This window comes from Qipengyuania intermedia (assembly GCF_019711615.1).
Lineage (GTDB): Bacteria > Pseudomonadota > Alphaproteobacteria > Sphingomonadales > Sphingomonadaceae > Qipengyuania > Qipengyuania intermedia.
Genome location: NZ_JAIGNS010000001.1, coordinates 320083 through 344261, shown reverse-complemented (window position 1 = coordinate 344261; position 24179 = coordinate 320083). Strand labels below are relative to the sequence as shown.

Annotated in this window: 25 protein-coding genes; 19 read left to right on the top strand and 6 right to left on the bottom strand. The window is 60.9% G+C overall.

Annotation, left to right across the window (positions count from 1 at the left end; translation table 11 throughout):
- Positions 1-29: 29 nt before the first annotated feature.
- Entirely contained in the window at positions 30-1445 is a 1416-nt protein-coding gene (locus K3179_RS01660) for a sigma-54-dependent transcriptional regulator (protein ID WP_221562191.1), read from the bottom strand.
- A 184-nt stretch (positions 1446-1629) separates the two neighbouring features.
- Between K3179_RS01660 and K3179_RS01655 the strand changes: the two genes are divergently transcribed.
- The 14 genes from K3179_RS01655 to K3179_RS01590 all read left to right on the top strand — a co-directional run bounded on the left by K3179_RS01655 (position 1630) and on the right by K3179_RS01590 (position 13715).
- Positions 1630-1755 (top strand): aa3-type cytochrome c oxidase subunit IV, encoded by a 126-nt coding sequence (locus K3179_RS01655; protein WP_221562190.1) that lies wholly within the window; start codon positions 1630-1632, stop codon positions 1753-1755.
- An 11-nt stretch (positions 1756-1766) separates the two neighbouring features.
- Positions 1767-2891, top strand: a complete 1125-nt coding sequence (locus K3179_RS01650; protein WP_221562189.1) for an NAD(P) transhydrogenase subunit alpha — start codon at positions 1767-1769, stop codon at positions 2889-2891.
- A gap of 28 nt (positions 2892-2919) precedes the next feature.
- Positions 2920-3204: an NAD(P) transhydrogenase subunit alpha part 2 gene (locus K3179_RS01645; protein ID WP_006833497.1), complete on the top strand. Its 285-nt coding sequence runs from the start codon at positions 2920-2922 to the stop codon at positions 3202-3204.
- Positions 3204-4751 (top strand): NAD(P)(+) transhydrogenase (Re/Si-specific) subunit beta, encoded by a 1548-nt coding sequence (locus tag K3179_RS01640; RefSeq protein ID WP_247712763.1) that lies wholly within the window; start codon positions 3204-3206, stop codon positions 4749-4751. Before K3179_RS01645 ends, K3179_RS01640 begins: the two co-directional genes overlap by 1 nt.
- A gap of 3 nt (positions 4752-4754) precedes the next feature.
- Entirely contained in the window at positions 4755-5096 is a 342-nt protein-coding gene (locus K3179_RS01635) for a hypothetical protein (protein WP_221562188.1), read from the top strand.
- A gap of 56 nt (positions 5097-5152) precedes the next feature.
- Positions 5153-6337: a parallel beta-helix domain-containing protein gene (locus K3179_RS01630; protein ID WP_221562187.1), complete on the top strand. Its 1185-nt coding sequence runs from the start codon at positions 5153-5155 to the stop codon at positions 6335-6337.
- A gap of 2 nt (positions 6338-6339) precedes the next feature.
- Entirely contained in the window at positions 6340-7338 is a 999-nt protein-coding gene (locus K3179_RS01625; RefSeq protein ID WP_221562186.1) for an SO2930 family diheme c-type cytochrome, read from the top strand.
- Positions 7335-8312 carry an alpha/beta hydrolase gene (locus tag K3179_RS01620; RefSeq protein WP_221562185.1) on the top strand — a complete coding sequence of 326 codons (978 nt, stop codon included), beginning with the start codon at positions 7335-7337 and terminating at the stop codon, positions 8310-8312. Before K3179_RS01625 ends, K3179_RS01620 begins: the two co-directional genes overlap by 4 nt.
- 76 nt (positions 8313-8388) lie before the next feature.
- Complete coding sequence (locus K3179_RS01615) at positions 8389-9084, top strand: aspartate/glutamate racemase family protein (RefSeq protein ID WP_221562184.1); 696 nt, start codon at positions 8389-8391, stop codon at positions 9082-9084.
- A gap of 112 nt (positions 9085-9196) precedes the next feature.
- Positions 9197-10357 carry a deoxyguanosinetriphosphate triphosphohydrolase gene (locus tag K3179_RS01610; RefSeq protein ID WP_221562183.1) on the top strand — a complete coding sequence of 387 codons (1161 nt, stop codon included), beginning with the start codon at positions 9197-9199 and terminating at the stop codon, positions 10355-10357.
- A complete protein-coding gene (locus K3179_RS01605) occupies positions 10350-11048 on the top strand; it encodes an NAD(P)H-binding protein (RefSeq protein ID WP_221562182.1) in 699 nt (232 codons plus the stop codon). The genes K3179_RS01610 and K3179_RS01605 overlap by 8 nt, the downstream gene beginning before the upstream one ends.
- A 10-nt stretch (positions 11049-11058) precedes the next feature.
- Positions 11059-11499: an ABA4-like family protein gene (locus tag K3179_RS01600; protein ID WP_221562181.1), complete on the top strand. Its 441-nt coding sequence runs from the start codon at positions 11059-11061 to the stop codon at positions 11497-11499.
- Positions 11500-11555: 56 nt separating this feature from the next.
- Positions 11556-13112, top strand: a complete 1557-nt coding sequence (locus K3179_RS01595; protein ID WP_221562180.1) for a fatty acid--CoA ligase — start codon at positions 11556-11558, stop codon at positions 13110-13112.
- Between the two features lie 9 nt (positions 13113-13121).
- Positions 13122-13715 (top strand): DUF938 domain-containing protein, encoded by a 594-nt coding sequence (locus tag K3179_RS01590; protein ID WP_221562179.1) that lies wholly within the window; start codon positions 13122-13124, stop codon positions 13713-13715.
- A 61-nt stretch (positions 13716-13776) separates the two neighbouring features.
- On the opposite strand, the gene K3179_RS01585 is transcribed toward K3179_RS01590, so the two are convergent.
- Together K3179_RS01585 and K3179_RS01580 are read right to left on the bottom strand one after the other, a co-directional pair.
- Entirely contained in the window at positions 13777-13908 is a 132-nt protein-coding gene (locus K3179_RS01585) for an entericidin A/B family lipoprotein (RefSeq protein ID WP_221562178.1), read from the bottom strand.
- Between the two features lie 19 nt (positions 13909-13927).
- On the bottom strand, positions 13928-14059 hold the full coding sequence (locus K3179_RS01580; RefSeq protein ID WP_221562177.1) for an entericidin A/B family lipoprotein: 132 nt from the start codon (positions 14057-14059) through the stop codon (positions 13928-13930).
- A 124-nt stretch (positions 14060-14183) separates the two neighbouring features.
- On the opposite strand from K3179_RS01580, the gene K3179_RS01575 reads away from it, so the two are divergent.
- A complete protein-coding gene (locus K3179_RS01575) occupies positions 14184-14408 on the top strand; it encodes a hypothetical protein (RefSeq protein ID WP_247712761.1) in 225 nt (74 codons plus the stop codon).
- A gap of 10 nt (positions 14409-14418) precedes the next feature.
- Here the strand turns inward: K3179_RS01575 and K3179_RS01570 are convergent, their stop codons facing one another.
- On the bottom strand, positions 14419-15951 hold the full coding sequence (locus K3179_RS01570; RefSeq protein WP_221562175.1) for a TadA family conjugal transfer-associated ATPase: 1533 nt from the start codon (positions 15949-15951) through the stop codon (positions 14419-14421).
- 204 nt (positions 15952-16155) lie between these two features.
- Between K3179_RS01570 and K3179_RS01565 the strand changes: the two genes are divergently transcribed.
- From K3179_RS01565 to K3179_RS01555, 3 genes are all read left to right on the top strand, one after another.
- Entirely contained in the window at positions 16156-17901 is a 1746-nt protein-coding gene (locus K3179_RS01565; protein WP_221562174.1) for a hypothetical protein, read from the top strand.
- 119 nt (positions 17902-18020) lie between these two features.
- Positions 18021-19661: a hypothetical protein gene (locus tag K3179_RS01560; RefSeq protein ID WP_221562173.1), complete on the top strand. Its 1641-nt coding sequence runs from the start codon at positions 18021-18023 to the stop codon at positions 19659-19661.
- A complete protein-coding gene (locus tag K3179_RS01555) occupies positions 19662-20558 on the top strand; it encodes a class I SAM-dependent methyltransferase (RefSeq protein WP_221562172.1) in 897 nt (298 codons plus the stop codon).
- A gap of 8 nt (positions 20559-20566) precedes the next feature.
- Here K3179_RS01555 and K3179_RS01550 read toward each other — a convergent pair whose 3' ends face one another.
- Positions 20567-21889 carry a GtrA family protein gene (locus tag K3179_RS01550; protein WP_221562171.1) on the bottom strand — a complete coding sequence of 441 codons (1323 nt, stop codon included), beginning with the start codon at positions 21887-21889 and terminating at the stop codon, positions 20567-20569.
- Entirely contained in the window at positions 21886-23037 is a 1152-nt protein-coding gene (locus tag K3179_RS01545; protein ID WP_247712832.1) for a glycosyltransferase family 2 protein, read from the bottom strand. The genes K3179_RS01550 and K3179_RS01545 overlap by 4 nt, the downstream gene beginning before the upstream one ends.
- A gap of 219 nt (positions 23038-23256) precedes the next feature.
- Between K3179_RS01545 and K3179_RS01540 the strand changes: the two genes are divergently transcribed.
- Positions 23257-24156 carry a DMT family transporter gene (locus K3179_RS01540; protein WP_221562169.1) on the top strand — a complete coding sequence of 300 codons (900 nt, stop codon included), beginning with the start codon at positions 23257-23259 and terminating at the stop codon, positions 24154-24156.
- Positions 24157-24179: the final 23 nt, after the last annotated feature.

The window sequence follows — 24179 nt, the reverse complement described above, 5'->3', positions numbered from 1 at the left end:
GTCGTCGATGGGTTTCTTCGGGCCTCCCGTCACGCGGCGTTGTCGATGCCGAGGTCGGAAAGCTTGCGATAGAGGGTCGAGCGGCCGATCCCGAGACGGCGCGCGACTTCGGTCATGCGGCCGCGGTAGTGTCCGATCGCCAGGCGGATGATGTCGGCCTCGATTTCTTCCAGCGGACGCAGGTTTCCGTCGTCCTGATAAAGCAGGACGCCAAGCCCGCGCGCGCGGCTTTCACCGCGGTGTCCGTCGCCGAGCAGTTCGGCGAGTTGCGGGAAGCTTTCGGCGGTCAGCGCTTCGCCATCGCAGAAGACCGACGCGCGGAAGAGCACGGCCTGCAGCTGGCGGACATTGCCTGGCCAGTCGTAGGCTTCGAGCAGCGAAAGGCCGCTATCGGCAATCGAGTGGTGCTTGAGCCCTGGCTGCTCGGCTATGCGCGAGAGGAAATAGCGGGTGAGGGCGGGAATGTCCCCCAGCCGGTCTCGCAGCGGCGGCAGATAGATGCTGGTCGCGGACAGCTTGTCGCGCAAAGCTTCGGAAAATTCACCGTTCTCGATCAATATGTCTAGCGGAACGTCGCTCGCGCCGAACACGCGGACGTCGACCTTGAAACCGTGCGACGCGCCGGTCGGGCGCACGATGCCGGTTTCCAGCGTTTCGGCCAGCCGCTCCTGGATCGCAGGATCGATCCGGTCGATCTCGTCGAGCATGAGCGTTCCGCCGTCGCAATGCTGGATCAGGCCGATCTGTTTGTCGAACGCGCCGGGGAAGGCGCCCTTTTCATGTCCGAACAGGAGCGATTCCAGCGAATTGCCCGGCATGCCCGCGCAATTGACGAGGCGAACGGCTGCCTTCGAACGGGTCGATGCCTGGTGCATTGCGCGCAGCAGCATTTCCTTGCCCGTGCCCGTCTCGCCTTCGACAAGGACATGACCATGACCGCGCGCGGCGGTCGCTGCCTTGGCAAGCGCGGTGCGGAACGGGGCGGCGGTGCCGACCATGGCATCGAAATCCAGCACTTCGGAGAGCTTCTCCGTCATGGGCTGCAATTCGTCCTTCGGCGCTTCGCGGCGCGTGGCGCTGCGCAGGGCCGAGAGGAAACGTTCGGGCGCGATCGGCTTGATCAGGTAATCGGTAGCGCCCGCGCGCATCGCCTCGACGGCCAGCAAGGGCGAAGTGCTCGCCGTCAGCATCATGACGGGGATCTTGGGGTGGTTAGCCTTGAGAATACGGATGAAATCGCAGGCGCTGTCGCCGGGCACCCACTGGTCGAGCAGGACCGCGCCGATCTGGGCGCCTTCCTTCGATGCCAGCGTTTGCTGCGCTTCGTCGCAGCTCTCGACCACGAGCGTGCGCCAACCTTCGCGCGCGGCGAGGGCGGTCACGAGGCGGCTTTGTGCCGGCTCGTCGTCGATCAGCATGAGAAGACGGCCTTCCTGACTCGCCATTGTCCCGCATACTCCTTCGGGAGCCCGCATGATCGCGTGCTCGTAGCCAAAGGGTCTATCGCAAATGGGTAAAGGGGCGATTAAGCCTGAAAATCGGCGGTGGATCGGGGAATTCAGGCACTTGTCGAAGATTAATCGGCGTTCTAGGGGTTCGGGGAATGAGTTAACATTTGAGGGACTGAGTATGAAACCGGGCAACGACATGAAAGCGCATAGCAAGACCTATGGCTCTTTCATCGGAATGCTTAAGTGGGCAATTCCCGTAATTGCGATCATCACTGCGATCGTCGTCATCCTGATCTCCGGTTGAGCGCGCACTAGATGCGGATCACTGTTCTGGCTGAGAGAGACGCCGGCGAAAGCCGCGTCGCATTGACGCCGGAAACGGCAAAGAAGTTCATCGCACTGGGCGCTGATGTCGCGGTCGAGGAAGGCGCAGGGGTAAGCGCTTCCATCACCGACGAAGCCTATCGCGACGCCGGGGCCGAAGTGGCCGCGGCAGCAAAGGTCGTGGATGGCGCCGACATCGTGCTCGGGGTGCAGGCGCCCGACGTGGCGCTGCTTGCGGGTGCGAAGCCGGGTGCGTGGGTGGCCGCGACATTCGATCCTTTCCGCGAGAAAGCGCGCGTCGAAGCCTATGCCAAGGCGGGGCTGGAAGCGCTGTCGATGGAATTCATGCCGCGCATTACGCGTGCGCAAAGTATGGACGTCCTCTCAAGCCAGTCCAATTTGTCAGGCTACAAGGCGGTGCTGACTGCGGCGAATGTCTATGGCCGCGCTTTCCCGATGATGATGACTGCCGCCGGCACGGTGCAAGCGGCCAAGGTGTTCGTGATGGGCGTCGGTGTCGCCGGGCTCCAGGCGATCGCCACGGCCAAGCGGCTTGGTGCGCAGGTCTCGGCCACCGATGTTCGTAGCGCCACGAAAGAGCAGATCATGTCGCTCGGCGCGAAGCCAGTTTTCGTCGAGGACGTTGCTGGCATCGAGGGCGAAGGCTCGGGCGGCTATGCCACCGAAATGAGCGAGGAATACCAGCAGGCGCAGGCGAAGCTGGTCTCCGAACACATCGCCAAGCAGGACATCGTCATCACCACGGCGCTGATCCCCGGTCGCGATGCACCGCGTCTGATTTCCGACACGCAGATCGCCAGCATGAAGCCGGGCAGCGTCATCTTCGACCTTGCCGTGGCGCAGGGCGGAAACGTGGAAGGTTCGCAGCCCGACCAGACAGTCGAGAAGCACGGCGTGAAGATCATCGGCTATTCGAACACGGCCGGACATCTTGCAGCCGACGCCTCGGCGCTGTTCGCCCGCAACCTCTACAATTTCCTCTCTGCCTTCTGGGACAAGGAGGCCGGTAAGCCGGTCCTCGACGAGGAAATCGGCGACGCCGTTCGCCTGACGCAGGGCGGCAAGGTCGTGAACGAGAGGCTGGCGGCGCAATAACTACCCGACCCGGGGAGGGGTCACGACAATGGACTTCATTTCGATCCTGTCGATTTTCGTGCTGGCGTGTTTCGTCGGTTATTACGTGGTCTGGTCGGTCACGCCCGCGCTGCACACGCCGCTGATGGCGGTGACCAATGCGATTTCCAGTGTGATCATCGTGGGCGCGCTGATCGCGGCGGCGGCGGCTGATGTACCGGGGGCGAAGTGGCTGGGGCTGCTCGGCATCGTGCTTGCCAGCGTGAACATATTTGGCGGGTTTGCGGTGACGGCGCGAATGCTCGCGATGTACAAGAAGAAGGAGAAGAAGTGATGGTTCGCCTTCTCCTTGCCGCACCGTTCGCGGTGCTGGCCACCCCCGCCCACGCAGCATCCGGCGAGGCGGTGAATCCATGGGTCGCGCTTGCCTATCTCGTGTCGGGCGTGTTCTTCATCCTCGCGCTGCGCGGCCTGTCCTCGCCCGCAACGAGCCGGACGGGCAACCGCTTCGGCATGATCGGCATGCTGATCGCGGTGGTCACTACGCTGGTGACCCACTTCCCCGGTCGCAGTTCGTGTGACGATCTGGCCGCAAGTGGCAGATTTGGCTTCTGCTCCGATGTCTTGGTGCCCGATTGGGCATCGATGACTGAGATACTGATCGCCATCGCCATCGGCGCTGTGATCGGCATCACCATCGCCCGCCGCATCGCCATGACCGCGATGCCCGAGCTGGTCGCGGCCTTCCACTCGCTCGTCGGCCTTGCTGCGGTGCTGGTGGGCTGGGCGGCCTATCTCAATCCGGGGGCTTTTGGCTTGCTCGTCGGAGACAGCATCGGTGCAGTTTCCAAGGTCGAGATGGGCCTCGGCATCGCCATCGGGGCGATCACTTTCTCAGGCTCGGTTATCGCCTTTGCCAAGCTTTCAGGGCGGATGAGTGGTTCGCCGATCCTGCTGCCTGCGCGCCATGTCATCAATCTCGGAACGCTGGCCGCGATCATCGTGCTGACCGCGCTCTTCGCCATGGCCGGACCTACCGAGACCATGCCGCTTATCATCGCGCTGACGGTGCTCGCCTTCCTGATCGGCTTTCTGCTCATCATCCCCATCGGCGGGGCGGATATGCCGGTCGTGGTCTCGATGCTGAACTCCTATTCGGGCTGGGCGGCCGCCGCGATGGGCTTCACGCTCGGCAATACGGCGATGATCATCACCGGCGCGCTGGTGGGCAGCTCGGGCGCGATCCTGAGCTACATCATGTGCCGCGCGATGAACCGCAGCTTCATCAGCGTGATCGCGGGCGGTTTCGGTGCCGACGCAGGCGCGGGCGGGGGTGAGGCGAAGGAGCAGCGCCCCTACAAGCAGGGCAGCGCCGCCGATGCGGCCTTCATGCTCGAACAGGCGGAAAAGGTCATCATCATTCCCGGCTACGGCATGGCAGTGGCGCAGGCGCAGCACGCGCTCAGGGAAATGGCCGACATCCTCGAAGAAAAGGGCGTTGAGGTGAAATACGCCATCCACCCCGTCGCGGGCCGGATGCCGGGCCACATGAACGTGCTGCTCGCCGAAGCGCAGGTGCCTTACGAGAACGTGTTCGAGCTGGAGGACATCAACAGCGAATTCGCGCAGGCCGACGTCGCCTTCATCATCGGCGCGAACGACGTGGTGAACCCGGCGGCCAAGACCGACAAGTCCAGCCCCATCTACGGCATGCCCGTGTTCGACGTCGACAAGGCCAAGCAGGTCTTCTTCATCAAGCGTTCGATGGGCGGCGTGGGCTATGCCGGCGTCGACAACGATGTCTTCTACATGGACCAGACCATGATGCTGCTGTCGGATGCGAAGAAGATGGTCGAGGAAATCGTGAAGGCGCTCGACTAACCCATGCGCAAGGCAATCATCGGCATCGCCCTGGTGGCGATCCTCGGCTTTTTCGCCTGGGGCTATTTCGGTGGGATCGAGCGCGTCACGGCGGGTCGCATTGAGAGCGTGCTGGTCGACAAGGGTATCTCGCAGCCCGTCGCGGCCTGCATGGGCTCCCGCATGGCGGAGCGCCTGTCGCTCAACCAATTGCGCAAGTTGGAAAACCTACAGGCGCGCGACGGCGAGAACGCGGTGCCGCTCACCATGGCCGAATTCCTCGAGCGCCTGCGCCGCGTAGACGACCCCGAAGCGATCGAGGTCGTCGGCACCTCGGCGGCAATCTGCTCGTTCACGACGCGCTAGAGACGCTTGCAATAGCTCCCGATAGCGGCACTATGCGGGCCGAGAGGGAGACACACATGATCCGCACCGCATTCGCCGCGACGCTGCTCGCAAGCACCACTCCGCTGCTGGCCGAAACCCACACGATTTCGCCGGGAGAAGGCGCGCAGGAGCGCTTGCAGGAGGCGCTGATCCTTGCCCAGCCCGGTGACGAGATCGTCTTTGAAGCGGGGCGATATGCGATGAGCGACGGTCTCAGCCTCGACGTAGACGGCGTGACATTGCGCGGTGCGGGGATGGACGGGACAGTGCTGGACTTCACCGGGCAACAGGGTGCGGGCGAAGGGCTTCTTGTTACCTCGGATAATGTCACCATGCGTGACTTTGCACTGGAGAACCCCAAGGGCGACGGCGTAAAGTCGAAAGGCGCCGACAATATCGTCTACCACCGCATCCGCGTCACCTGGACTCGCGGTCCCCATGCCGAGAATGGGGCCTATGGCATCTATCCGGTCGAAAGCACCGGCGTGCTGGTCGATGGCGTCAAGGTCACCGGGGCAAGCGATGCCGGTATCTATGTTGGCCAGTCCAACCGGATCACCGTGCGCAACTCGATTGCCGAGGCGAATGTGGCGGGGATCGAGATCGAGAACAGCCGCAACGCGTTGGTCGAACACAATATTGCGACCCGAAACACGGGCGGCATCCTTGTCTTCGACCTTCCCAATCTGCCCGTAATGGGCGGCGGCAATGTTATCGTTGCGAACAACCTCGTGGTGGCCAATGACACGCCGAACTTTGCGCCTCCCGGGAATATCGTGGCAGGCGTGCGACGCGGGACCGGCATCATGGTGATGGCGAACGAGAATGTTCTGATCGAGGACAACATCCTCTCGGGCAACCCGACCGCACCGGTCATGGTGATCGCCTACACGCAGCCTTACGACGACGATCGCTACAATCCGCTGCCACGCGAAGTGGTGGTCGGGCCAAACCAGTTCGATGGCGGCGGCTACGACCCCCAGCTCGACGGTGCCGAGATGTTGCTTGCGGCATTCGGCGGCGAATTGCCTCCCGTGCTTTGGGACGGCCTTGGTTCGCTCTCTGCCGCAGAGGGCACCATGGGCTGGAGCCTCAACTTGCCCGAAGCGGGCAAGGGGCTGGGCGGTGCACAGCCCGGCTTGATGACAGTAGAGGCACCTGCGGATGACTTCGACCGTAGCGGCATCGGCGCGCCTGCGGAACTGGACGCCCGCCTGTAATCATGAAGCATCTTGGCGTCTTTTTCTGCGCATTGCTCGCCTTCGCCTCCGCCGCGGCAGTCGAAGCGCGCAGGATGGCGCCAGAAGTCTCCGATGCGGCAATCCAGGGAAAAGCATTGCCGCGAACCTTGGAGGAGTTCGGCTTCTTCGTACATGCGGATGCCCAGATACCGACGCTCGGCGTGATCCCCTATCGCCTGAATACACCGCTCTATTCGGACGGAGCGGAAAAGCTTCGTTTCGTTTATGTGCCGCAGGGCACGAAAATGCAGGCGGACGGGGAAGGGCTGATCGATTTTCCAGTCGGCACCGCCCTGATCAAGACCTTCGCATTCGGTGACGGTGACGAGCGCAGACTGATCGAAACCCGTGTCCTGTTGCTTCGCGCGGATGGCTGGCTCGCACTGCCCTATGTGTGGAACGAGGAACAGACGGAGGCCCGCCTGGCTATCGCAGGGGCCCGCGTCCCGGTCACCACGCCCGAAGGCGAAAAAATCAGTTACCGCGTGCCCAACAAGAACCAGTGCAAGGAATGCCACGGCCTCGACGATGCGGTCGTCCCGATCGGTCCCAAGGCGCGCAATCTTTCGCGCGAGTGGCTCAAAGCCAACATCGGAGCCGTTCCGCAGGACGCGGACACGCTCCCTGTTTGGGAAGACCGTTCGCAGGCCGGCACGAATGCCGTGGCGCGCGCATTCCTCGATGTAAATTGCGCTCATTGCCACCGTCCGGGTGCGGCTGCCTCCAATAGCGGGCTGGACCTTCGCTGGGAGCAGAACGATCCCCATGCGATCGGCATTATGAAACGTCCGGTTGCCGCGGGACGAGGGGCAGGCGGACTGCTTTTCGACGTCGTGCCGGGCAAGCCGCAGGAATCCATCCTGCTCCACCGCATGCTGAGCAACGAGCCGGGAGTGGCCATGCCGGAGCTTGGCAAGGCGACCATTGACCGTGAGGGCGCCGATGCCGTGCGCCGCTGGATCGAGGAGATGCCGCAGTGAAATGGCTATTCCGTATTTTCGCCGCTATCCTCGTAATAGGGCTGGTAGCTTTCCTGATCCTGCGTACGCCGGACACCGACCGTGACGAGATGTGGGCCAAATACGGTGAGGCACCATCGCAGGCCGTAACACTTGCCGACGGACGCGAAATTCACCTGCGCGACGAGGGGCCGCGCGATGCGCCCGTAATCATGCTCCTGCACGGCTCCAATGCCGATCTGCATACCTGGCAACCCTGGGCAGAAATCCTTCGGGAAGACTACCGCGTGGTGCGCTACGACCAGCGCGGCCACGGATTGACCGGCGCTGCCCCGGATGCGGAGTACACACGCGAGGCATTCGTTTCGGATGTGGGGGCGGTTGCCGATGCGCTCGATCTCGACACGTTCACCCTTGCCGGAAATTCAATGGGCGGCTGGATCGCAATGGCCTATGCGCTCGAGCACCCGGAGCGCCTGGAAGGACTGGTGCTGGTCGATGCTTCGGGCGCACCGATAGAACGTGAGGGGTCGGGCAACCTCGCTTTCAAGCTCGCGACGATGCCGGTAGTCGGCAACGGGCTCAGCCAGATGCTCCCGCGTTCGCTGATAGCGAAAAGCCTTTCGCAAAGTGTCTCGAACCAGGCTGTCGTGACCGACGCGGCAATCGATCGTTATTGGGAAATGGCCCGCTATCCGGGCAATCGCGCCGCAACGCGCAAGCGCTTCAGCACCCCGCGCGAAGGGTTTACTGCAGAGCAGGCCGCAGGAATGACGGTCCCGACCCTGGTTATCTGGGGCAAGGAAGATGCGCTGGTGCCCTTTGAAGCCGGCGAATGGTATGCGCGCAATATCCCGAACGCCACGCTCGTCGCTTACGACGGGATCGGTCATATTCCGATGGAAGAGGCCGCAGAGCGCAGTGCTGCCGACCTATCGGCTTGGCTGACCGAAATTAGCATGACCCAAGAGGCTGAAATTGAGGAACCGCAATAGCCGACACCCGTTCTAGGGCGTTGAAACACAAGTCGCATCGTGCGGTGCAAACAGGGTAACGGGAAGGAGCGCGTTCTTGCGCAAATTGGGTCTCATCGGGGGCATGAGCTGGGTTTCGACCCGCGCCTATTACGAACGCATCAACAAGGAAATCCAGCGCCGCTCCAATTTCATGTCGAGCGCGCCACTCTTGATCGAAAGCCTGGATTATTCGCTGATCGCCAAGGCCAAGCAGGACGATGACTGGGACGCGGTCGCTTCCTTGCTGGTCGAAAGCGGCCGCCGCCTCGAGAGTGCGGGGGCTGAAGGTATCATCATCGCCGCCAATACAATGCACAAGGTCTATGACCGTGTGGCAGAGGGTCTCTCCATCCCGGTCCTGCATATCGCGGACAGCGTCGGCGAAGCGATGAAGAAGGCGGAATGCGACAATGCCGCCCTGCTCGGCACGCGTTTCGTCATGACCGAGAGTTTCTATCGTCAGCGGCTCGTCGCGCATGGCGTCGACCTGCTGCCGCCAGATCCCGGCGATGTCGAACTTGTCGACGGCATCATCTACAAGGAGCTGATGCTTGGTCGCGTAACGCGTTCTGCCGAGCGGGCGTTGAAGACTATCATCACCAACAAGGACAAGGAAGGTGCGAAAGCCATCGTGCTCGCGTGCACCGAACTGGAACTGGTGGTCGACACGGATGCGAACGTGCTGCCCGTATTCGACTCCACCGATATCCACTGTCGCGCCGCAGCCGAATGGATGCTCGCGAAGGACTGACCGGCACCAACCGTTTTTTGGCACGCGGTGTCGCTTTTCGCCGATAAGCGGGCAGGTTCCCATTTCGTTCACGTTGTCCCGCGGATTCGGCTGACCTAAGCCTTGGCGCTCCATGAACAGAGCTCCTTACGCTGCCGATCCCGCTGCTTCGCGCGGACGCGAATTTCCCGAGGAACGCGACGGAACGCGTGGTCCGCGCAGCGAATTCCAGCGCGACCGCGACCGTATCGTTCATTCGATCGCCTTTCGCCGCTTGCGCTCCAAGACGCAGGTTTTCGTCGCGCCCGACGGCGATCATTATCGCACCCGCCTTACGCACAGCATCGAAGTGGCCCAGATCGGCCGCGTCATTGCCCGCGAACTTGGCTTGGACGAGGATCTTACCGAAGCGCTGTGCCTGGGTCACGACATCGGCCATCCGCCGTTCGGACACGCAGGTGAGACTGCGCTTGAAGAGGCGATGATCCACGCAGGCGGCTATGACCACAATGCGCAGGGCATAAGAACGCTTGCCCGGCTCGAAAGCAATTATCCCGACCATCCCGGCATGAACCTGACGTGGGAAACTCTGGAGGGTCTGGCAAAGCACAACGGCCCCGTTTCGGCAGCAAACTGGGCTTTGAGCGAGATCGATGCCGCCTATCCGCTGGAGCTTGGCCAGTGGCCGTCTCTCGAAGCACAGGTGGCGGCTGTGGCGGACGACATCGCCTATGACAATCACGACATCGACGATGGCTTGCGGGCAGGTTTCCTGTCGCTCGACGACCTGATGGAGATCGACTTTCTCGCCGACCAGTTCCGGGCCGTCGAGAAACGCTTTCCGCATATCTCGCGCGACAAGCAGCTTCGCGAACTTGTGCGAAGCCAGATCGGTCTGATGGTGAACGACGTGCTCGAACATACGCGCAAGAACATCGCGGGTCTCGACAGCGTCCGGCAGGTCCGCGAGGCGGGCAAGCAACTGGCCGGATTTTCGCCCGGCATGGCAGATCGGGAACGCACGCTGAAAAAGTTCATGTACCGGCGTCTCTATTACCATCCCGAGCAATTGCAGACGGCCGAGCGGGCAAGGGACGTCATCGCGAGACTGTTTGTCGCCTACCAGCAAGATCCGACCACGATGCCGGACGATTGGCTCAAACGTCTTCCCGAAACCGAACCGGCTAAGAGCCGCCACATCGCCGATTTTATCGCGGGCATGACCGATCGTTTCGCAATCGATCAATGCACGCGGATTTACGGCCGCGCTCCGCAGGGTCTGTCCAATGTCTGACGATGCGTTACGCCTGTGCCTTATCGGCGCCACCGGCCTTATCGGAGGGAAGGTGATGGAAGAATCCATCGGGCGCGAGGATGTGCGCCTGTCGGCAATCGCAAGGCGCGAGGCAAAGCTGCCGCGCGGTATCCGCATGGAACTCTTCGTTGCCGAACCTGCAAAATGGGGAGAGGTGCTCGAAGCGATACGGCCCAAGGCGGTTATCTGTGCGCTCGGCACAACGTGGAAAAAAGCGGGTGAGGACGAGGACGCCTTTCGGGCGGTCGACCAGCATCTGGTTCTCGACACCGCGCGTGCGGCGAGGGAGCAGGGAGTCGACCGTTTTATTGCCATTAGTTCGGTCGGCGCGGATACGGCGTCGAAAAACTTCTATCTTCGCGTGAAGGGCGAAACTGAGCGCGAATTGACGAAGCTGCGTTTCAATCGGCTGGATATCCTTCGCCCCGGGCTTCTGCGCGGAAAACGGGAAAATGATCGCAGGATCGGCGAGCGCATCGGCATTGCTGCCGCACCTGTCGCCAACCTACTGCTACACGGCAAGTACCGCCAGTATCGCGCTATAGAGGCCGAAACCGTCGCTCAGGCTGCCATCGCTCTTGCCAAGAGCGCGGCGAGGGGGCGCTTCGTGCATGATAACGATGGTATCATTCGGGCAGCAAAACGCCTGCCGCAACTGATCACCGATTAGGATAGCAAGCATGTGGGACACTGTTTTCGCAATTGCCAACGCCTTGGCCCTGGTAATGTGGGTGGCACTGGTGTTCCTGCCGCGGTGGCCGGCACTCCTTGCGGCAATCCTCTATCTCGGTGTGGGCCTGTTGAGCGCGGCTTACGCGGTGTTCCTGATCGCCGTGGTGACGGGCATTGCACCTGGCGGAGAAGGCGGCGATTTTTCATCGATCGAGGGCGTGCGCCAGATTTTCTCCAGCGATGCCGGCGTGACTATTGGTTGGATACATTTTCTCGCTTTCGATCTGTTCGTGGGCCTGTGGATCGCCCGCGATGCCGATGCGAAAGGGTTCTCGCGCCTGGTTCAGGCTCCCATACTCTTCGCAACATTGATGGCAGGCCCGCTGGGTCTTTTCCTATGGCTGGCCATAAGGGAGCGGCGCGCCCGTGCAGGGGGGCGCTGGCAATAGGCCTCTTGCTCCCGGCTCCATGCATGGCATGATGGGCCGCAAGGGAGATAGAGGCGATGACCGGAACCGGCGAACAGAAGCTCAGCTTCGATGAATTTATCACGCATTGGGCGAGCGAGCGGCCCGACAATGTCGTTCTCGAAGAAGGCGATGATGCCATCACCTACTCCGAGTTCGAGCGTCGTAGCCGCAAGATCGTCGCGATGTTTGTCGAACATGGTTTGGCGAAGGGTGACCGGATCGCCTGGCTGGGGAAGAACGCGCGCCATTACTTCGAATTGTTCTATTCTGCAGCCCGGATGGGCGTGGTGATGGTACCGATCGGCTGGCGCCTAGCCGCCCCGGAGATCGCCTATATCCTCAAGGACACGGGCGCGAAAATCCTGTTTCTCGGCGACGGCTTCGAGGACATGGCAGCCAAGGCCGTCTCCGAATTGTCCGAGAAGCCCGAAGTCATCGGGCAAAAAGATGCGATCGCCGCCATCGACAAATCTGACGAGGCGCAATTCGATCCGGCGGGACCGGACGATGCCGTGCTCCAGCTCTATACCTCGGGCACGACCGGCAACCCGAAGGGCGCGGTTCTGACCAATCGCAACCTGTTCTCGCTACGCATTCCCAGCCAGGAGGAAGGCCAGCCGTGGTCCCTGTTCGATGACGACGAGGCCATCCTCGTTTGCATGCCATGTGCTCACATCGGCGGAACGGGGCTCGGCGTCATGGCGATGGGGGCTGGTATCAGGTCGATCGTGCAGGCCGAATTCACGCCAGACGGCGTCCTTGACGGGTTCGAACAGGGTATTACCCGACTGTTTATCGTCCCGGCCGCCTTGCAGATGGTTGTCCAGCATCCGCGCGCCAAGACGACCGACATGTCCGCTGTCAAATATGTGCTCTATGGGGCGGCGCCGATCCCGCTCGATCTTTTGCGCGAAGCGGTGCGCACTATTCCCGAGGCAGGCTTTCTGCAATGCTATGGCATGACCGAAACGACCGGCACCATCGCCGCGCTGCCGCCGGAGGATCACTCGCTCGAAGGCAACGAGCGCATGAAGTCCTGCGGCAAGGCGGTGGCGGGCGTCGAACTCAAGGTCATCGGTGAAGATGGCGAGGAACTGCCCCGAGGCGAAGTCGGCGAACTCATTTGCAAGAGCCCGTCCAACATGGCGTGTTACTGGAACCTGCCCGAAGCGACGGAAAGCTCGCTCAAGGACGGCTGGATGCACACAGGCGACGCCGCCTACATGGACGAAGACGGCTATGTTTTCATTCAGGACCGCATCAAGGACATGATCATTTCGGGCGGCGAGAACGTTTATCCCGCCCAGGTGGAAAGCGCCATTTACGGTCACCCCAGCGTGGGCGAAGTCGCCGTCATTGGCGTCCCCGACGACACTTGGGGCGAGGCGGTGAAAGCCTGCGTGGTGCCGAAGCCCGGCACACAGGTGGACGAGGCCGACATTATCGCCTGGACGAGCGAGCGCCTGGCAAAATTCAAGGTTCCCAAAAGTATCGACGTCATCGACGTGATGCCGCGCAATGCGAGCGGCAAGATCCTTAGGAAAGATCTCCGCGCGCCCTATTGGGAAGGTCGCGATCGGCAGGTGAACTGAGCAGAGCGAATGAAACGTCACGCGCCTGCGACTGCGCGCAACTCGGCCCCTCTTGCCGAAGTCCTTTCAGGAGAGCTGCCGGATCGGGGCACTGTACTCGAAATAGCGAGCGGGTCGGGGGAGCATGCCGTTTTCCTGGCGCGCTGCTTTTCTCACCTGATGTGGCAGCCCAGCGATCTCGATCCTGATGCGCTCGCATCGATCAATGCCTGGGCGAGCGAGGCAGGATTGCCCAATCTGGAGCGGGCGATCGCGCTCGATGCCGCGGCCCCCGAGTGGGGAGTGGGCTCCGTGGCGGCAATCCTGTGCGTGAACATGCTACACATCAGCAGTGCAGCTTCGAGCGCGGGACTATTCCGGGGTGCGGCGAGAGCACTAAGAGGCGATGGGCCGCTGATTATCTACGGGCCATTCTTCGAGGCGGGCATCGAGCCGGTGGAATCGAATATCGACTTCGATCGCAGCCTGCGCGGCCGCAACGCCGATTGGGGGCTACGCCGAGTGGAATGGCTCGATGAGTTGGGTGCGGGTGAGGGATTGGCCCGCACTGCACGCTACGAAATGCCCGCGAACAACCTCGTGCTGGTGTACCGTAAGGGCTGACACGAAAACGCCCGCCGTTCGACGGGCGGGCGTGTCCTGTTCGCTTCCGTTGAGACCGGCCTCAATCGATTGCGCGTTCCCCGGCCCTGCCGACGGATTTCACGTCTTCGCCAAGACCTTTGACGGTGTTGCACGCGCCGAGTGCGGCAGTCATCGAAAGAGCAGAGGCAAGCAATATAACGCGTTTCAGCATGGGAGCGATCCTTTGGTTGTCAATCGATCGCGTCTTCACCAGCTTCGCCGACCGATTGGATATCTTCACCCAGGCCCTTTACGGTGTTGCAGGCAGTGGCGGCAAGACACATCGTGGTGAGACCCACGGCGAGCATCAGTTTCTTGATCATGGTAATCTCCTTCGCCCGAGGACCTCTCGGACTGGCCTCAATACCACAAAAAACCGCCCTGTAGAGACACCGTTCCTGCAACCCACCCCTTGGAGCAGGGCATTTCGCCGCCCATATGCCGGCGATGAAGGGGTTCCTTACATTTGCGAGCGAGGCGGACATTGTCGCCCTGTGGGGTGCCGCTTGCATAGCCGTGGCGCTGATGGCCCTTCTGATGGAGCGCAGACGTTCGAAGCGCACCAGCATCGACAATGTCGGCTGGATGCCCTGGACCGGGCTTTTCCTGACATTCGCCGTCCTGGGCGGTGCGCTGCTGGTAGTTTCCATCCCCGCAGTGATCAGGGGATAGGGCAAGGGTTTTACAGGCAGGCTTCGAGATACGCCTGGTCGAACCCGAACTGGCGAGCCTTCTCGAGCGTGTAGGGACGCAGGCCGCTGGAGCGGAATTCGCCCATGATCTTGCCGTCTTCGCTTTCGTCGAGATACTCGAACTTGAACAGTTCCTGCGTCACGATCACATCGCCTTCCATCCCGATCACCTCGGTAATGTTGGTGGTGCGGCGCGAACCGTCGCGAAGGCGCTTCACCTGCACGATCAGGTCGACGGATTCGGCGATCTGGCGCGAGATGGCTTCCTTCGGGATCTTGATGTCGCCCATCAGGATCATGTTTTCCATACGGCCGAGGCATTCGCGCGGGCTGTTGGCGTGAAGCGTACACATCGAACCGTCGTGACCCGTGTTCATGGCGGCGAGAAGGTCGAAACATTCCGCGCCGCGGATTTCGCCCAGGATGATGCGGTCGGGGCGCATACGCAGGGCGTTCTTCACGAGGTCGCCGATGGTGATGGCGCCTTGGCCTTCAAGGTTCGGCGGACGCGTTTCCAGCGGCAGCCAGTGCGGCTGCTGCAGGCGAAGTTCGGCAGCGTCCTCGATGGTGAGAACGCGCTCGCCCGGGTCGATCATCTTCGACAGGGCGTTGAGCATGGTCGTCTTACCCGAACCCGTACCGCCCGAAATGACGATGTTCATGCGGCAGGCGCCGGCAATCTTGAGGGCGGTCGCCATCTTCTCGCTCATCGAACCGAAGTCCTTGAGCATGTCGATGGTGATCGGCTTCTCGGAGAACTTACGGATCGAGATGGCGGTGCCGCGCAGTGAGAGCGGCGGCACGATGACGTTTACACGGCTGCCGTCCTTGAGACGGGCGTCGGCAAGCGGCGTGGTCTGGTCGACGCGGCGGCCGACCTGGTTCACGATGCGCTGGGCGATCTGGAAGAGGTGCCCCTCGTCACGGAAACGGATCGGCGCAAGCACCAGCTTGCCGCCTTTTTCGATGTAGGTCTGGTCCGGCCCGTTGACCATGATATCGGAGACATCCGGATCGTTCAGAAGCTCTTCGAGCGGACCGAAGCCCAGCAGCTCGTCGACCAGCACCTTCTCGAGCGCGAATTGCTCGCGGCGGTTCAGCGTGACCTTCAGTTCGGCCAGCACTTCCATGATGATCGGACGGAATTCTTCCGAAAGCTCGTCCTTGGTCAGCGTAGCAGCTGCCTCGGGATCGACGCGTTCGAGCAGGCGCGGGAGCACCTGTTCCTTGATCTTGTGGACGCTTGCTTCGAAACCTCCGACCTCGCTGTCGCCGGAATGCGTGGCATTCATGCGCTCCGACAGGCGGGCCATCGCATCGCTATTGCGATTCTTGCCGGCGCCTTCCGGCGCAGGTGTGCCTTCTTCGGGAAGGGGAGGGAATTGTTCGCCGCCTTCGGCTGCATCGTCGCTCGCAGGTTTCGAACTACCAGCGCCGCCGCGCATCGGTTTCGCCACGCCAAACTGCGGGCGAGCGCCGGAACCCATACCGCCAGCACCGTTCTTGCGTCCGAATGCACTCATGCCAAACCCCCGAGGCTCACTATCCATATGACGCGCTGTCTTTGCCCAAAGGATGGCAAATCACGCATTTGCGGTTGTGGTGAATAATTCGGAAACCTTGATTTTTTCCTAAGCCTGCCACACTCGGAAACAGAATATCGCTGAAAAGTCAGGCATCCTCGTTCAAGGTGCCGTGTTCACGATCTTCTGAAGGGGGTGGGGGCGATGAGAGCGCGTACAAGCGCAAACCGAGATGGCCCGTCCCTGTGGGTGCTCCCGGCCCTGATCGTCGTATTCTCTTACGTGCTTTGGCTGCTTTGGCAGATCCGGCCGTACGACATCACGGAATACTATCTCTTTCGCCAAGATCTACCGGTGCTGGGGGTGCTGACCATCCTCATCGCAGCATCGGCCTACGTCCGCTACCCACGCTCGTGGGAGCGTGAGCAGGAGATCAGCAACCGCACCTTGGGCTTGGCTGCGCTTCTCCTGCTACTTTTCAGCTTTGCAGGTTTCTGGCTGTTCATGCACGGCCATCACCTGTCACGGGACGAATCCCTCGCAATTTTCGGTGCGGAGCAATTCGCGCGAGGCGGGCCCGTGACGAAGGTGCCTGCCGCTTACAGTGCGTTCGGCGAAGGCATGTTTCCGGAGTACGGAGACCCCAGGGTCTCGCCGCAGAAATACTGGGTGAGCAGCTATCTTCCGATAAATTCCGCTTTACTCTGGCTGTCTGGCAACATCGCGCACCACGCCCTCCTGAACCCGGTTCTACTGATTATCGGTTTGGCGGCAGTGTGGGATGCAGCGAGACGAATCTGGCCGACCAGACGTGACACTGCGCTGGTAGTCACGCTGCTTGCTGCCAGCTCAAGCCAGTTGGTCGTTACGTCCATGACTGCCTATGCGATGACAGGGCAATTTGCCTTCAACGCATTGTGGCTGGCTCTTTTTATTCGTCGCACGCCTGTGACCGCGGTCGCCGCCTTGCTCGTGGCCTTCGTGGCAATGGGCCTCCACAAATTTCATTTCCACCTGATGGTGGCGCTTCCCTTCTTCTGCTGGCTGATCGTGCGAAGGGAGTGGAGATTGGTGACGATCTACGGTCTTGGCTATACCGCGCTTACGCTGTTCTGGTGGTCGGTTTACCCTGGCTGGTTGCTAGAGGGCTTGGACACCGTCCCGAACGGCGCCGGGGCACCTGCTAGTCTAACTGACTATATTCTGTCGAGATTGCAGCGCTTTGCAGATTTTTCGCCGATGACCTGGTTCGCCAATCTTCTACGGTTCGCGGTCTGGCAAAATATCCTCTTATTGCCTCTGGGCTTCGCCGCGCTTCGAACTTTTCGATCCCAAAAGGACTGGAGCCGCACTGCAGCTCTTCCGCTCGCCGGTGTTTGCGGACTAGGCTTGCTTCTGATGATCTATCAGGGTCACGGATGGGGCTACCGGTATCTCAGTTCGCAAGTTTCCGCATTTTGTTTGCTTGCCGGGTATGGGTGGAACAGGGTCCAGCCGGACCAGGCCCCCGGAAAAGCGTGGTTGTCACTCAAGCTGGCCCTGGGCGCTGCATTCCTGTTCCAGTTGCCGACCCAGCTTGTGATGGCGAGATCCTTTTCCGAACCATACGCCAGGCTTCATAGCGAAGTGGAAGAGTCGGGCCGGGATTTTGTCCTCTTCGACATCAGGGAAGGCTTTTATGTCCGCGATATTATACGAAACCATCCCGACTTTGACCGCGATCCCAAGATGATAGACCTCGCTCTGGTCGAAGAGAATTCATTGTACGAGCTTTGCCGAAACCCCAGCGTCGGCCTGGTCGACAGCACACATTACCGTGCTCTAGGAATAGAGCCTGCAATACTGCCTGACGGTCTTGAAGAGAGCATCGTCAGCAAGCGTGACTTGCTTGAAGATTTGGACTGCGGCGTGGCGCTGGAAATTCCGGTCCGCAATTTTCAAGGGAGGTAACGGCATAGCCCCGGCCCCTACGCCGGTCAGCCGTCAATATGGAAGCAAGCTCGATCACACCACGATCTCATAGCCAGGATCGTCCCCTCAGGGCGCTATCGCGTTCTGCGACTGGGTTGTTGGGGTTCTGCCTTGTTGTCCTCGTACTGGTCGAGATCTTCAAGGAGAGTTTGCCGTTCTTACCGCTCTACCTGCTGAAGACCCAAGATATTCCCATTTTGATCGGTCTATCGATCGCTTTGCTCGGCGGGAGAATGATCGGTAAAAATCCGGGTGTCTCGGCGAGCTTGGGAAGGGTTCGTAAGGCAGCCCTGAACTTGCCGATGCACCTGATGATCCCGCTCGTCGCGCTGATTGCCCTGGCGGGCGCCTTCGGCATCCTTGGCGCATACCCTCTCTCGATGGATGAGTACTGGGCCCGTGCAGATGGCTACGCGCTAGCATCGGGACAGGCGATGGGCGCCATCCCGGCCGAGTTTGCCGATTACGCCTATGCAATGCAGCCCATCTTTTCGCGGATCAGCGGTGATGCGACCCATTGGGCATCCACTTATCTTCCGTTGAATGCTCTTTTCCAGGGACTGCTTGGTCCTTTTGCCAGCCCGCTGTTCGCAGCGGGCGCAATCTGGATGACGGTGCTGGTCGCCCGAAGGCACCTTCCCGAAGAAGAGGCTCTGCCCACAATAAGTGTCGTCCTTGCTGCGACGTCGGCTCAATGGGTCATCACAGGGATGACCACTTATGCGATGTCAGCGCACCTCTTCTTCAACATGGCCTGGCTAGCGCTCGTCTATCGCAGCGGTACACTCTCGCAGCTGCTGGCCGGCATCGTGGCGGTGATTGCGATCGGTCTCCACCAGTTCGCCTTCTTCCCGATCTTTGCCGGGTTTTTCGTGCTCGACCTGTTCCTCTCCGGACGACGCCGCGCAGCGATAGGGCAGGGAGTGGTCATCATGGTCGGTGTCGCCTTCTGGATGATGTGGAATTCGCTCTCCTATAAGCTAGTCGGCGCGGTCCCACCGGGCGGGGATGGGCGGGCGCCCGTCTCCGTAACAGAGACAGTAATAACCCTTCTATCTCGTAACGACTTCTCCGCAGTCGCGACGATGGGCCTCAATCTCGTCAGGTTCCAACTCTGGCAGAACCCGTTGACCCTTCCCCTGATGGCGCTGGCGATCCCGGTTGCGTGGAAACTGAAAGGGTTCTGGCGTGCGTGTGTGCTCAGCATCGTTGCAACCATCATCTTTATGACGGTTATCATTCCCTATCAGGGGCATGGCTGGGGCTATCGCTACCTTCACCAGCTGCTGGGCATCGTGACCCTGCTGGCGGCGCTTGGCTGGGTTAAGCTGCGCTTAGATACGTCCAATGCGGGCAGGGCAATTTTCGGGGCGGGCGTTCTGGCCGGCCTGCTGTTGTTGCCGCTTCGCTTCTATCAGGCGCACTCCTTCGTCCAGCCATGGGCAGAGGCGAACAAAAGGCTGAGCGAGATGGAGGTCGACATTGTGCTGGTCGATGCACCGAACCACCTTTTCTCAAACGATCTGGTTCGCAACATCCCGATGGAGGCAAGTGGTCCGGTACGCATGGCCCGGGCAGCCCTGACCGACGGGCAAGTTGCGAGCCTGTGCGACCGATACTCGGTGAAGGTTTTCGATGACGGCGAGGCGGCGAAGGCCGGGTTGCCTTCCCTCGACGAAGCAATACACTTTGATGCGAACTCGTCTGCCTGCTCCAGTACCGATATAGGGGAGCGCTGAGTGGATCAGGAAATGACGCCAATGGATCCATGCGAGATTATTCGCGGGCAAAAATGCGAATTGGACCCTCATCCACTGGTCGACGTTGCAGTCTCGGCGGGGCCATTCGACCGGTGCCAGGTCTTCCAGTGCCATCGTTGTGGGCACGGGAAGGCATTTCCTGTCATCGAAGACGTCAGCGTCCTTTACGATGGCCGGGATACGCAAGACTACCAAGTGATCGACAGCCGGATGTCTTCGGCTATCAAACGCCGCTTCTTCCGTCGCGAAGCGGCGAAAATGCTGTCGCAGGCGGATTTCGATGAGGGGACGATTGTCGATTTCGGCTGCGGGGCCGGCATGGTCACCGAGGAATTGGCGCGTGTCTCAGGGCAGGGAAGTCGAGTGGTCGGCATGGACTTTTTCCCCGATCCGCCCGCGCGCCTTTCCCGCGCCCAATACATTCCGTTCGCAGAGAAGGATCGAATAGGAAGCCAATCGGATTTGCTGGTCTGCATGCACGTGGTCGAGCACGATAACGATCCGGTTCAATTCCTGAAGGGCCTTCGAGGCCTGATGAAGCCTTCTGCTCGTGCCATCATAGAGGTGCCTAATATCGCTTGTCCCTGGGCCTCTTACTTCAAGGGGAATTGGGATAACTGGTATCTGCCATTTCACCGGCAGCATTTCAGCAGGCAATCTTTCGATGCGTGTCTTCAAGCGGCCGGCTTCACAATCGAAAAGCACATCGACGTTTCCATACCTTCGATGGGACGTTCCATCGCCCGTAGCCTCGGTCGCGCGAATACCTCGATTTTCGTAGTGGCCTCGGGCGTTCTTATGCCCGTCCAGCAATTGGCCGAGAAGGTGTCGGGCGAACCCTCCGCTCTACGGGCTGTCGTCAAGCTGGCGCACTGACGACAGTTTCAGTGAAATATCCTGCTCACCTTGATAGCCCAACGGGCAGACAGATAGTTGTAGACGAACAGGATGACGCTGGTGGCGGGCGACGCGATCCACAGCGGAATGTCCATGAGATCATGCAGCAGGACGATAAGCGCCACCGTCAAGCCAAACCCCAGCAGGTTTGCGGAAACAAAGCGCGCAAAGCCGTCAAGGGCGTACTCTTCCCTAAATGTGAATTTAGCATGCGCGAGATAGGCCCCGGTCACGCTGACGCAAAACGCGACCACGAGGCTGATACCGTAGTTGACGCTCAGGAAACTGCCACCGATCAGAATAATGTTGATGATCAGTGCCGACGCCAGCCCGACGACGATATAGCGGAACGACTCATGGCGCGACAAAGCCAGCATCGACCAAACCTTCCTGCCAGCGAAGGCTTTCAGACGCGGCATCAGGCGAGGAATAAGGGTCGAGTACCTTAGATACTTGGCCGCCTTCATGGGGCCAAGCCGCGCTAGGCTGCTCACGGCTCTGAGGGCTTCGGTCCCTTTCCCCGAGGCAGCGCGGGCGAGAGCTGTATTGATCTCGGCAGACGCGCGTCCGATGCGCTCGATGGGGGAACCCGGATCTGCGTAACGGTTCAGGATGATATGCATCTGCTCGCGCATTTCCTCCCTGCTGCGGGACATGGTTTGCGATGTGCCGTGAATGCGAAAAGCCGTAGTGATGGTCTCGTCGAAGACGACGGCACCCTGCTCGCCGAGCTTGAACCAAAGGTCCCAGTCGGGAGTGTACCAGAGCGTTTCATCGAGACCGCCAGCCGCGAGATAGGCATCGCGGCGGAACACCGGGGAGGGCATGGCAATCGAGTTCTGGATGACCAGGCGATCGCGAAAATCTTCCGCCGCGATGGTGCCAGGGCTGAACGCAGGGCGCCATTTCCCGAGTAAATTTCCTGTCGGACCGGAAATTTGCGAACCCGTCAGATACAGTGCGGCGTCGGGGTGCTGCGCGATCAGGGCACGGACCGTGTCAAGTCGCCCGGGCAGCCAGAAATCGTCCTGGTGAAGCGTGCACACGTGATCGCTCGGACAGGCTTGCACGCCGATGTTCGTCTTGCGCGTCCAGCTCTGGATGTCCGGGCGGTATTCGTAATCTATGTCGAGACGGTCGGCGTGCCTTGAGACAAGATCGGATGCGGGCCCCTCCGGGGTCGAATCCCTGATGATGACACGAACGCCTTCGTTTTCGGGGATGCTGGCCAGGGCCTCGTCGAGCCAGGCACAGGGCCTGTGCACCGGCATGACCACGCCGAGCCAGACATTCTGCGCCCGACAGGTCATTTCGAGGGCGAAAGCCGATTTTCGTTACCCGCAATGATGGCAAGGATAAAACCGCCGAGAACGGTTTGAACCCCGATCGCACCGAGGGTGGCGAAAGCAATCAGAAGCACGGGATTGTCGAGGGCCACGAAGCTGGAATCGATCCACTTGTAGCCGACCGCTGCAAGGCCAGTGGCGCCGGCAGCGATCAGTCCCAGGCCGACCAGAAGCATGCTCTCGAGAGTGAACCAGCGCGAATGGCGCGCTATTGTCGGTCGCAACAGTCGGTATCCCTGCCGCACGCCGTGGAAATGCGCAGCCAGCGCCATAACGAGCCCGAGATGCCCGCATGTTGCCATGAAGCCGGCAACGATGGTCCAGCTGACCCCGAAGAAACTCGGCCCGGCGATAACGCCGGCGTAATGCATCAGGGCGAACGAGAAGATCACCAGCGCGGCACTCATGCCGAGCAGTCCCGGCAACCCGAAGACCCAGGTCGGGCTAAGCATGAAGAGATAGCGCAGGTGGCGCCAGCCGTCGCGCCAGGGGCGCAGGTGCGGCTCACGATCGCGCAAATCCGGGCTGAGCGTGGCAGGCACTTCCACCATGTCGAGCTTCAGCAAAGAGGCTTTGATGACCATTTCGCTGGCAAATTCCATGCCGCTCCCGGTCAGCTTCAACCGGTCGAACGCGTCTTTCGTCAGCGCCCTCAGGCCGCAATGCGCGTCGCCCATGCCGGTGCGGAAGAACAGGTTCAGGATGCCGGTAAGGGCCGGATTACCTATATGGCGGTTTTTCCATGGCATCGCTCCTGCAGCTATTCCGCCGCGAAAGCGGTTGCCCATGCAGACATCGTGACCTTCCGCGAGCTTCGCGATCATCGCGACGCCTTCGGTGAAATTGTAACTTCCGTCGCAATCGCCCATGAGGATGTAGCGCCCCCATGCGCCGCAGCACCCGCCGATCAGGGCGGCACCATAGCCTTTCTCGGAAACCGGTACGACCCGCGCTCCCAGCTCCGTCGCGAGTTCCTGACTGCCGTCGGTGGAGCCATTGTCGGCAATGACGATCTCGCCCGACAGGCCGAGCTCCGAACTCATCCGCGCCAGTGCATCAAGCGCGTTCCCGATACAGTGGGGAAGGGAATCCAGTTCATTCAGGCACGGCATGACTATTGTCACGTCGAGTTCTTTCTCCGCCCGCCCGAATTGAAAATCCCGCGGTTGTATCGCTACCGACATTGCCTACCCCACAAACCAGTGCACTTTCCAAGGCCCCTGTTTGAGGAAGTTTGGTAAACGGTTGGTAAAGATGGCGCGCTCTGGCAATGGCGGTCGCCTCAATCTAGCGAGCGTAACGTTCGCCAAGTTCCCAGGGCTATTTCTCGCATGGACCACTCCGAACGAAGCGGCATCCTGCTTGCCTTGTGCGGCTTTGCGCTGCTCAGCGTGGGGGATGCGGTCATCAAGACGATGGCCGGGGAGTGGTCGCCGCTGGCAGTTGCGAGCGTGCGATTCGCAATCGGTGCGATCGGGCTTTCCGCCCTGCTGGCCATGACAGAAGGCCCCAAGGCGTTCAGACCGTCCAGTCCCAGGCTCCAATTCGCTCGCGGAGTGTGCCTTGCGGCTGCTTCCCTGTTGTTCTTCTCCGCCATCTTCGTGATGCCTTTGGCAACGGCCATGTCGCTCGCCTTCGTTTCGCCTGTGATCGTTGCAGTGCTGTCTGGACCGCTCTTGGGAGAAAAGGTGCGCCCTGCAGTTTGGCTGGCGTCGGTCATTGCCCTTGTCGGTGTTGCGCTTGTGCTGCGACCAAACCTGTATGCACTCGGCCCGGTCGCCCTGCTGCCCCTGGCTTCCGCTTTCTTCTTCGCGCTCATGGTCATCGCCAATCGCGCCAGTGCCGGGCAGGGGAGCGCCCTGTCGATGCAGGTTTTCATGCAGGTAGGCGCCATGCCCGTCTTGATCGTCGCGGCTTTCGGCGGACATTTCTCGGGCGTCGATGCTCTCAGCGTCACGGTGCCGGACTGGACCGTGATCGCTCGTTGTGCTGTCGTAGCGGTGACTGCCAGCAGCGCTCACTGGCTGGTTTACATGGGCACCCAGCGGGCAGGTGCATCGACGATTGCGCCGACGACCTATGTCCAGATGCTGGTAGCCACCAGCCTGGGGTGGTGGTGGTTCGGTGATGTGCCGGACCTGATGACGTTGCTGGGGGCGACGATAATCATCGGCGCAGGCCTGATCCTGTGGTGGAGCACACCGCGCGCTTCCCAGACCATGAGCCGTTGATCGCTCGCCAGAATCCACTAAGT

Excerpts from the sequence above, each read along its gene's own strand:
- K3179_RS01660 (WP_221562191.1), bottom strand. The coding sequence starts at position 1,445 with ATGGCGAGTCAGGAAGGCCGTCTTCTCATGCTGATCGACGACGAGCCG.
- K3179_RS01655 (WP_221562190.1), top strand. The coding sequence starts at position 1,630 with ATGAAACCGGGCAACGACATGAAAGCGCATAGCAAGACCTATGGCTCT.
- K3179_RS01650 (WP_221562189.1), top strand. The coding sequence starts at position 1,767 with ATGCGGATCACTGTTCTGGCTGAGAGAGACGCCGGCGAAAGCCGCGTC.
- K3179_RS01645 (WP_006833497.1), top strand. The coding sequence starts at position 2,920 with ATGGACTTCATTTCGATCCTGTCGATTTTCGTGCTGGCGTGTTTCGTC.
- K3179_RS01640 (WP_247712763.1), top strand. The coding sequence starts at position 3,204 with ATGGTTCGCCTTCTCCTTGCCGCACCGTTCGCGGTGCTGGCCACCCCC.
- K3179_RS01635 (WP_221562188.1), top strand. The coding sequence starts at position 4,755 with ATGCGCAAGGCAATCATCGGCATCGCCCTGGTGGCGATCCTCGGCTTT.
- K3179_RS01630 (WP_221562187.1), top strand. The coding sequence starts at position 5,153 with ATGATCCGCACCGCATTCGCCGCGACGCTGCTCGCAAGCACCACTCCG.
- K3179_RS01625 (WP_221562186.1), top strand. The coding sequence starts at position 6,340 with ATGAAGCATCTTGGCGTCTTTTTCTGCGCATTGCTCGCCTTCGCCTCC.
- K3179_RS01610 (WP_221562183.1), top strand. The coding sequence starts at position 9,197 with ATGAACAGAGCTCCTTACGCTGCCGATCCCGCTGCTTCGCGCGGACGC.
- K3179_RS01605 (WP_221562182.1), top strand. The coding sequence starts at position 10,350 with ATGTCTGACGATGCGTTACGCCTGTGCCTTATCGGCGCCACCGGCCTT.
- K3179_RS01600 (WP_221562181.1), top strand. The coding sequence starts at position 11,059 with ATGTGGGACACTGTTTTCGCAATTGCCAACGCCTTGGCCCTGGTAATG.
- K3179_RS01595 (WP_221562180.1), top strand. The coding sequence starts at position 11,556 with ATGACCGGAACCGGCGAACAGAAGCTCAGCTTCGATGAATTTATCACG.
- K3179_RS01590 (WP_221562179.1), top strand. The coding sequence starts at position 13,122 with ATGAAACGTCACGCGCCTGCGACTGCGCGCAACTCGGCCCCTCTTGCC.
- K3179_RS01585 (WP_221562178.1), bottom strand. The coding sequence starts at position 13,908 with ATGCTGAAACGCGTTATATTGCTTGCCTCTGCTCTTTCGATGACTGCC.
- K3179_RS01580 (WP_221562177.1), bottom strand. The coding sequence starts at position 14,059 with ATGATCAAGAAACTGATGCTCGCCGTGGGTCTCACCACGATGTGTCTT.
- K3179_RS01575 (WP_247712761.1), top strand. The coding sequence starts at position 14,184 with ATGAAGGGGTTCCTTACATTTGCGAGCGAGGCGGACATTGTCGCCCTG.
- K3179_RS01570 (WP_221562175.1), bottom strand. The coding sequence starts at position 15,951 with ATGAGTGCATTCGGACGCAAGAACGGTGCTGGCGGTATGGGTTCCGGC.
- K3179_RS01565 (WP_221562174.1), top strand. The coding sequence starts at position 16,156 with ATGAGAGCGCGTACAAGCGCAAACCGAGATGGCCCGTCCCTGTGGGTG.
- K3179_RS01550 (WP_221562171.1), bottom strand. The coding sequence starts at position 21,889 with ATGACCTGTCGGGCGCAGAATGTCTGGCTCGGCGTGGTCATGCCGGTG.
- K3179_RS01545 (WP_247712832.1), bottom strand. The coding sequence starts at position 23,037 with ATGCCGTGCCTGAATGAACTGGATTCCCTTCCCCACTGTATCGGGAAC.
- K3179_RS01540 (WP_221562169.1), top strand. The coding sequence starts at position 23,257 with ATGGACCACTCCGAACGAAGCGGCATCCTGCTTGCCTTGTGCGGCTTT.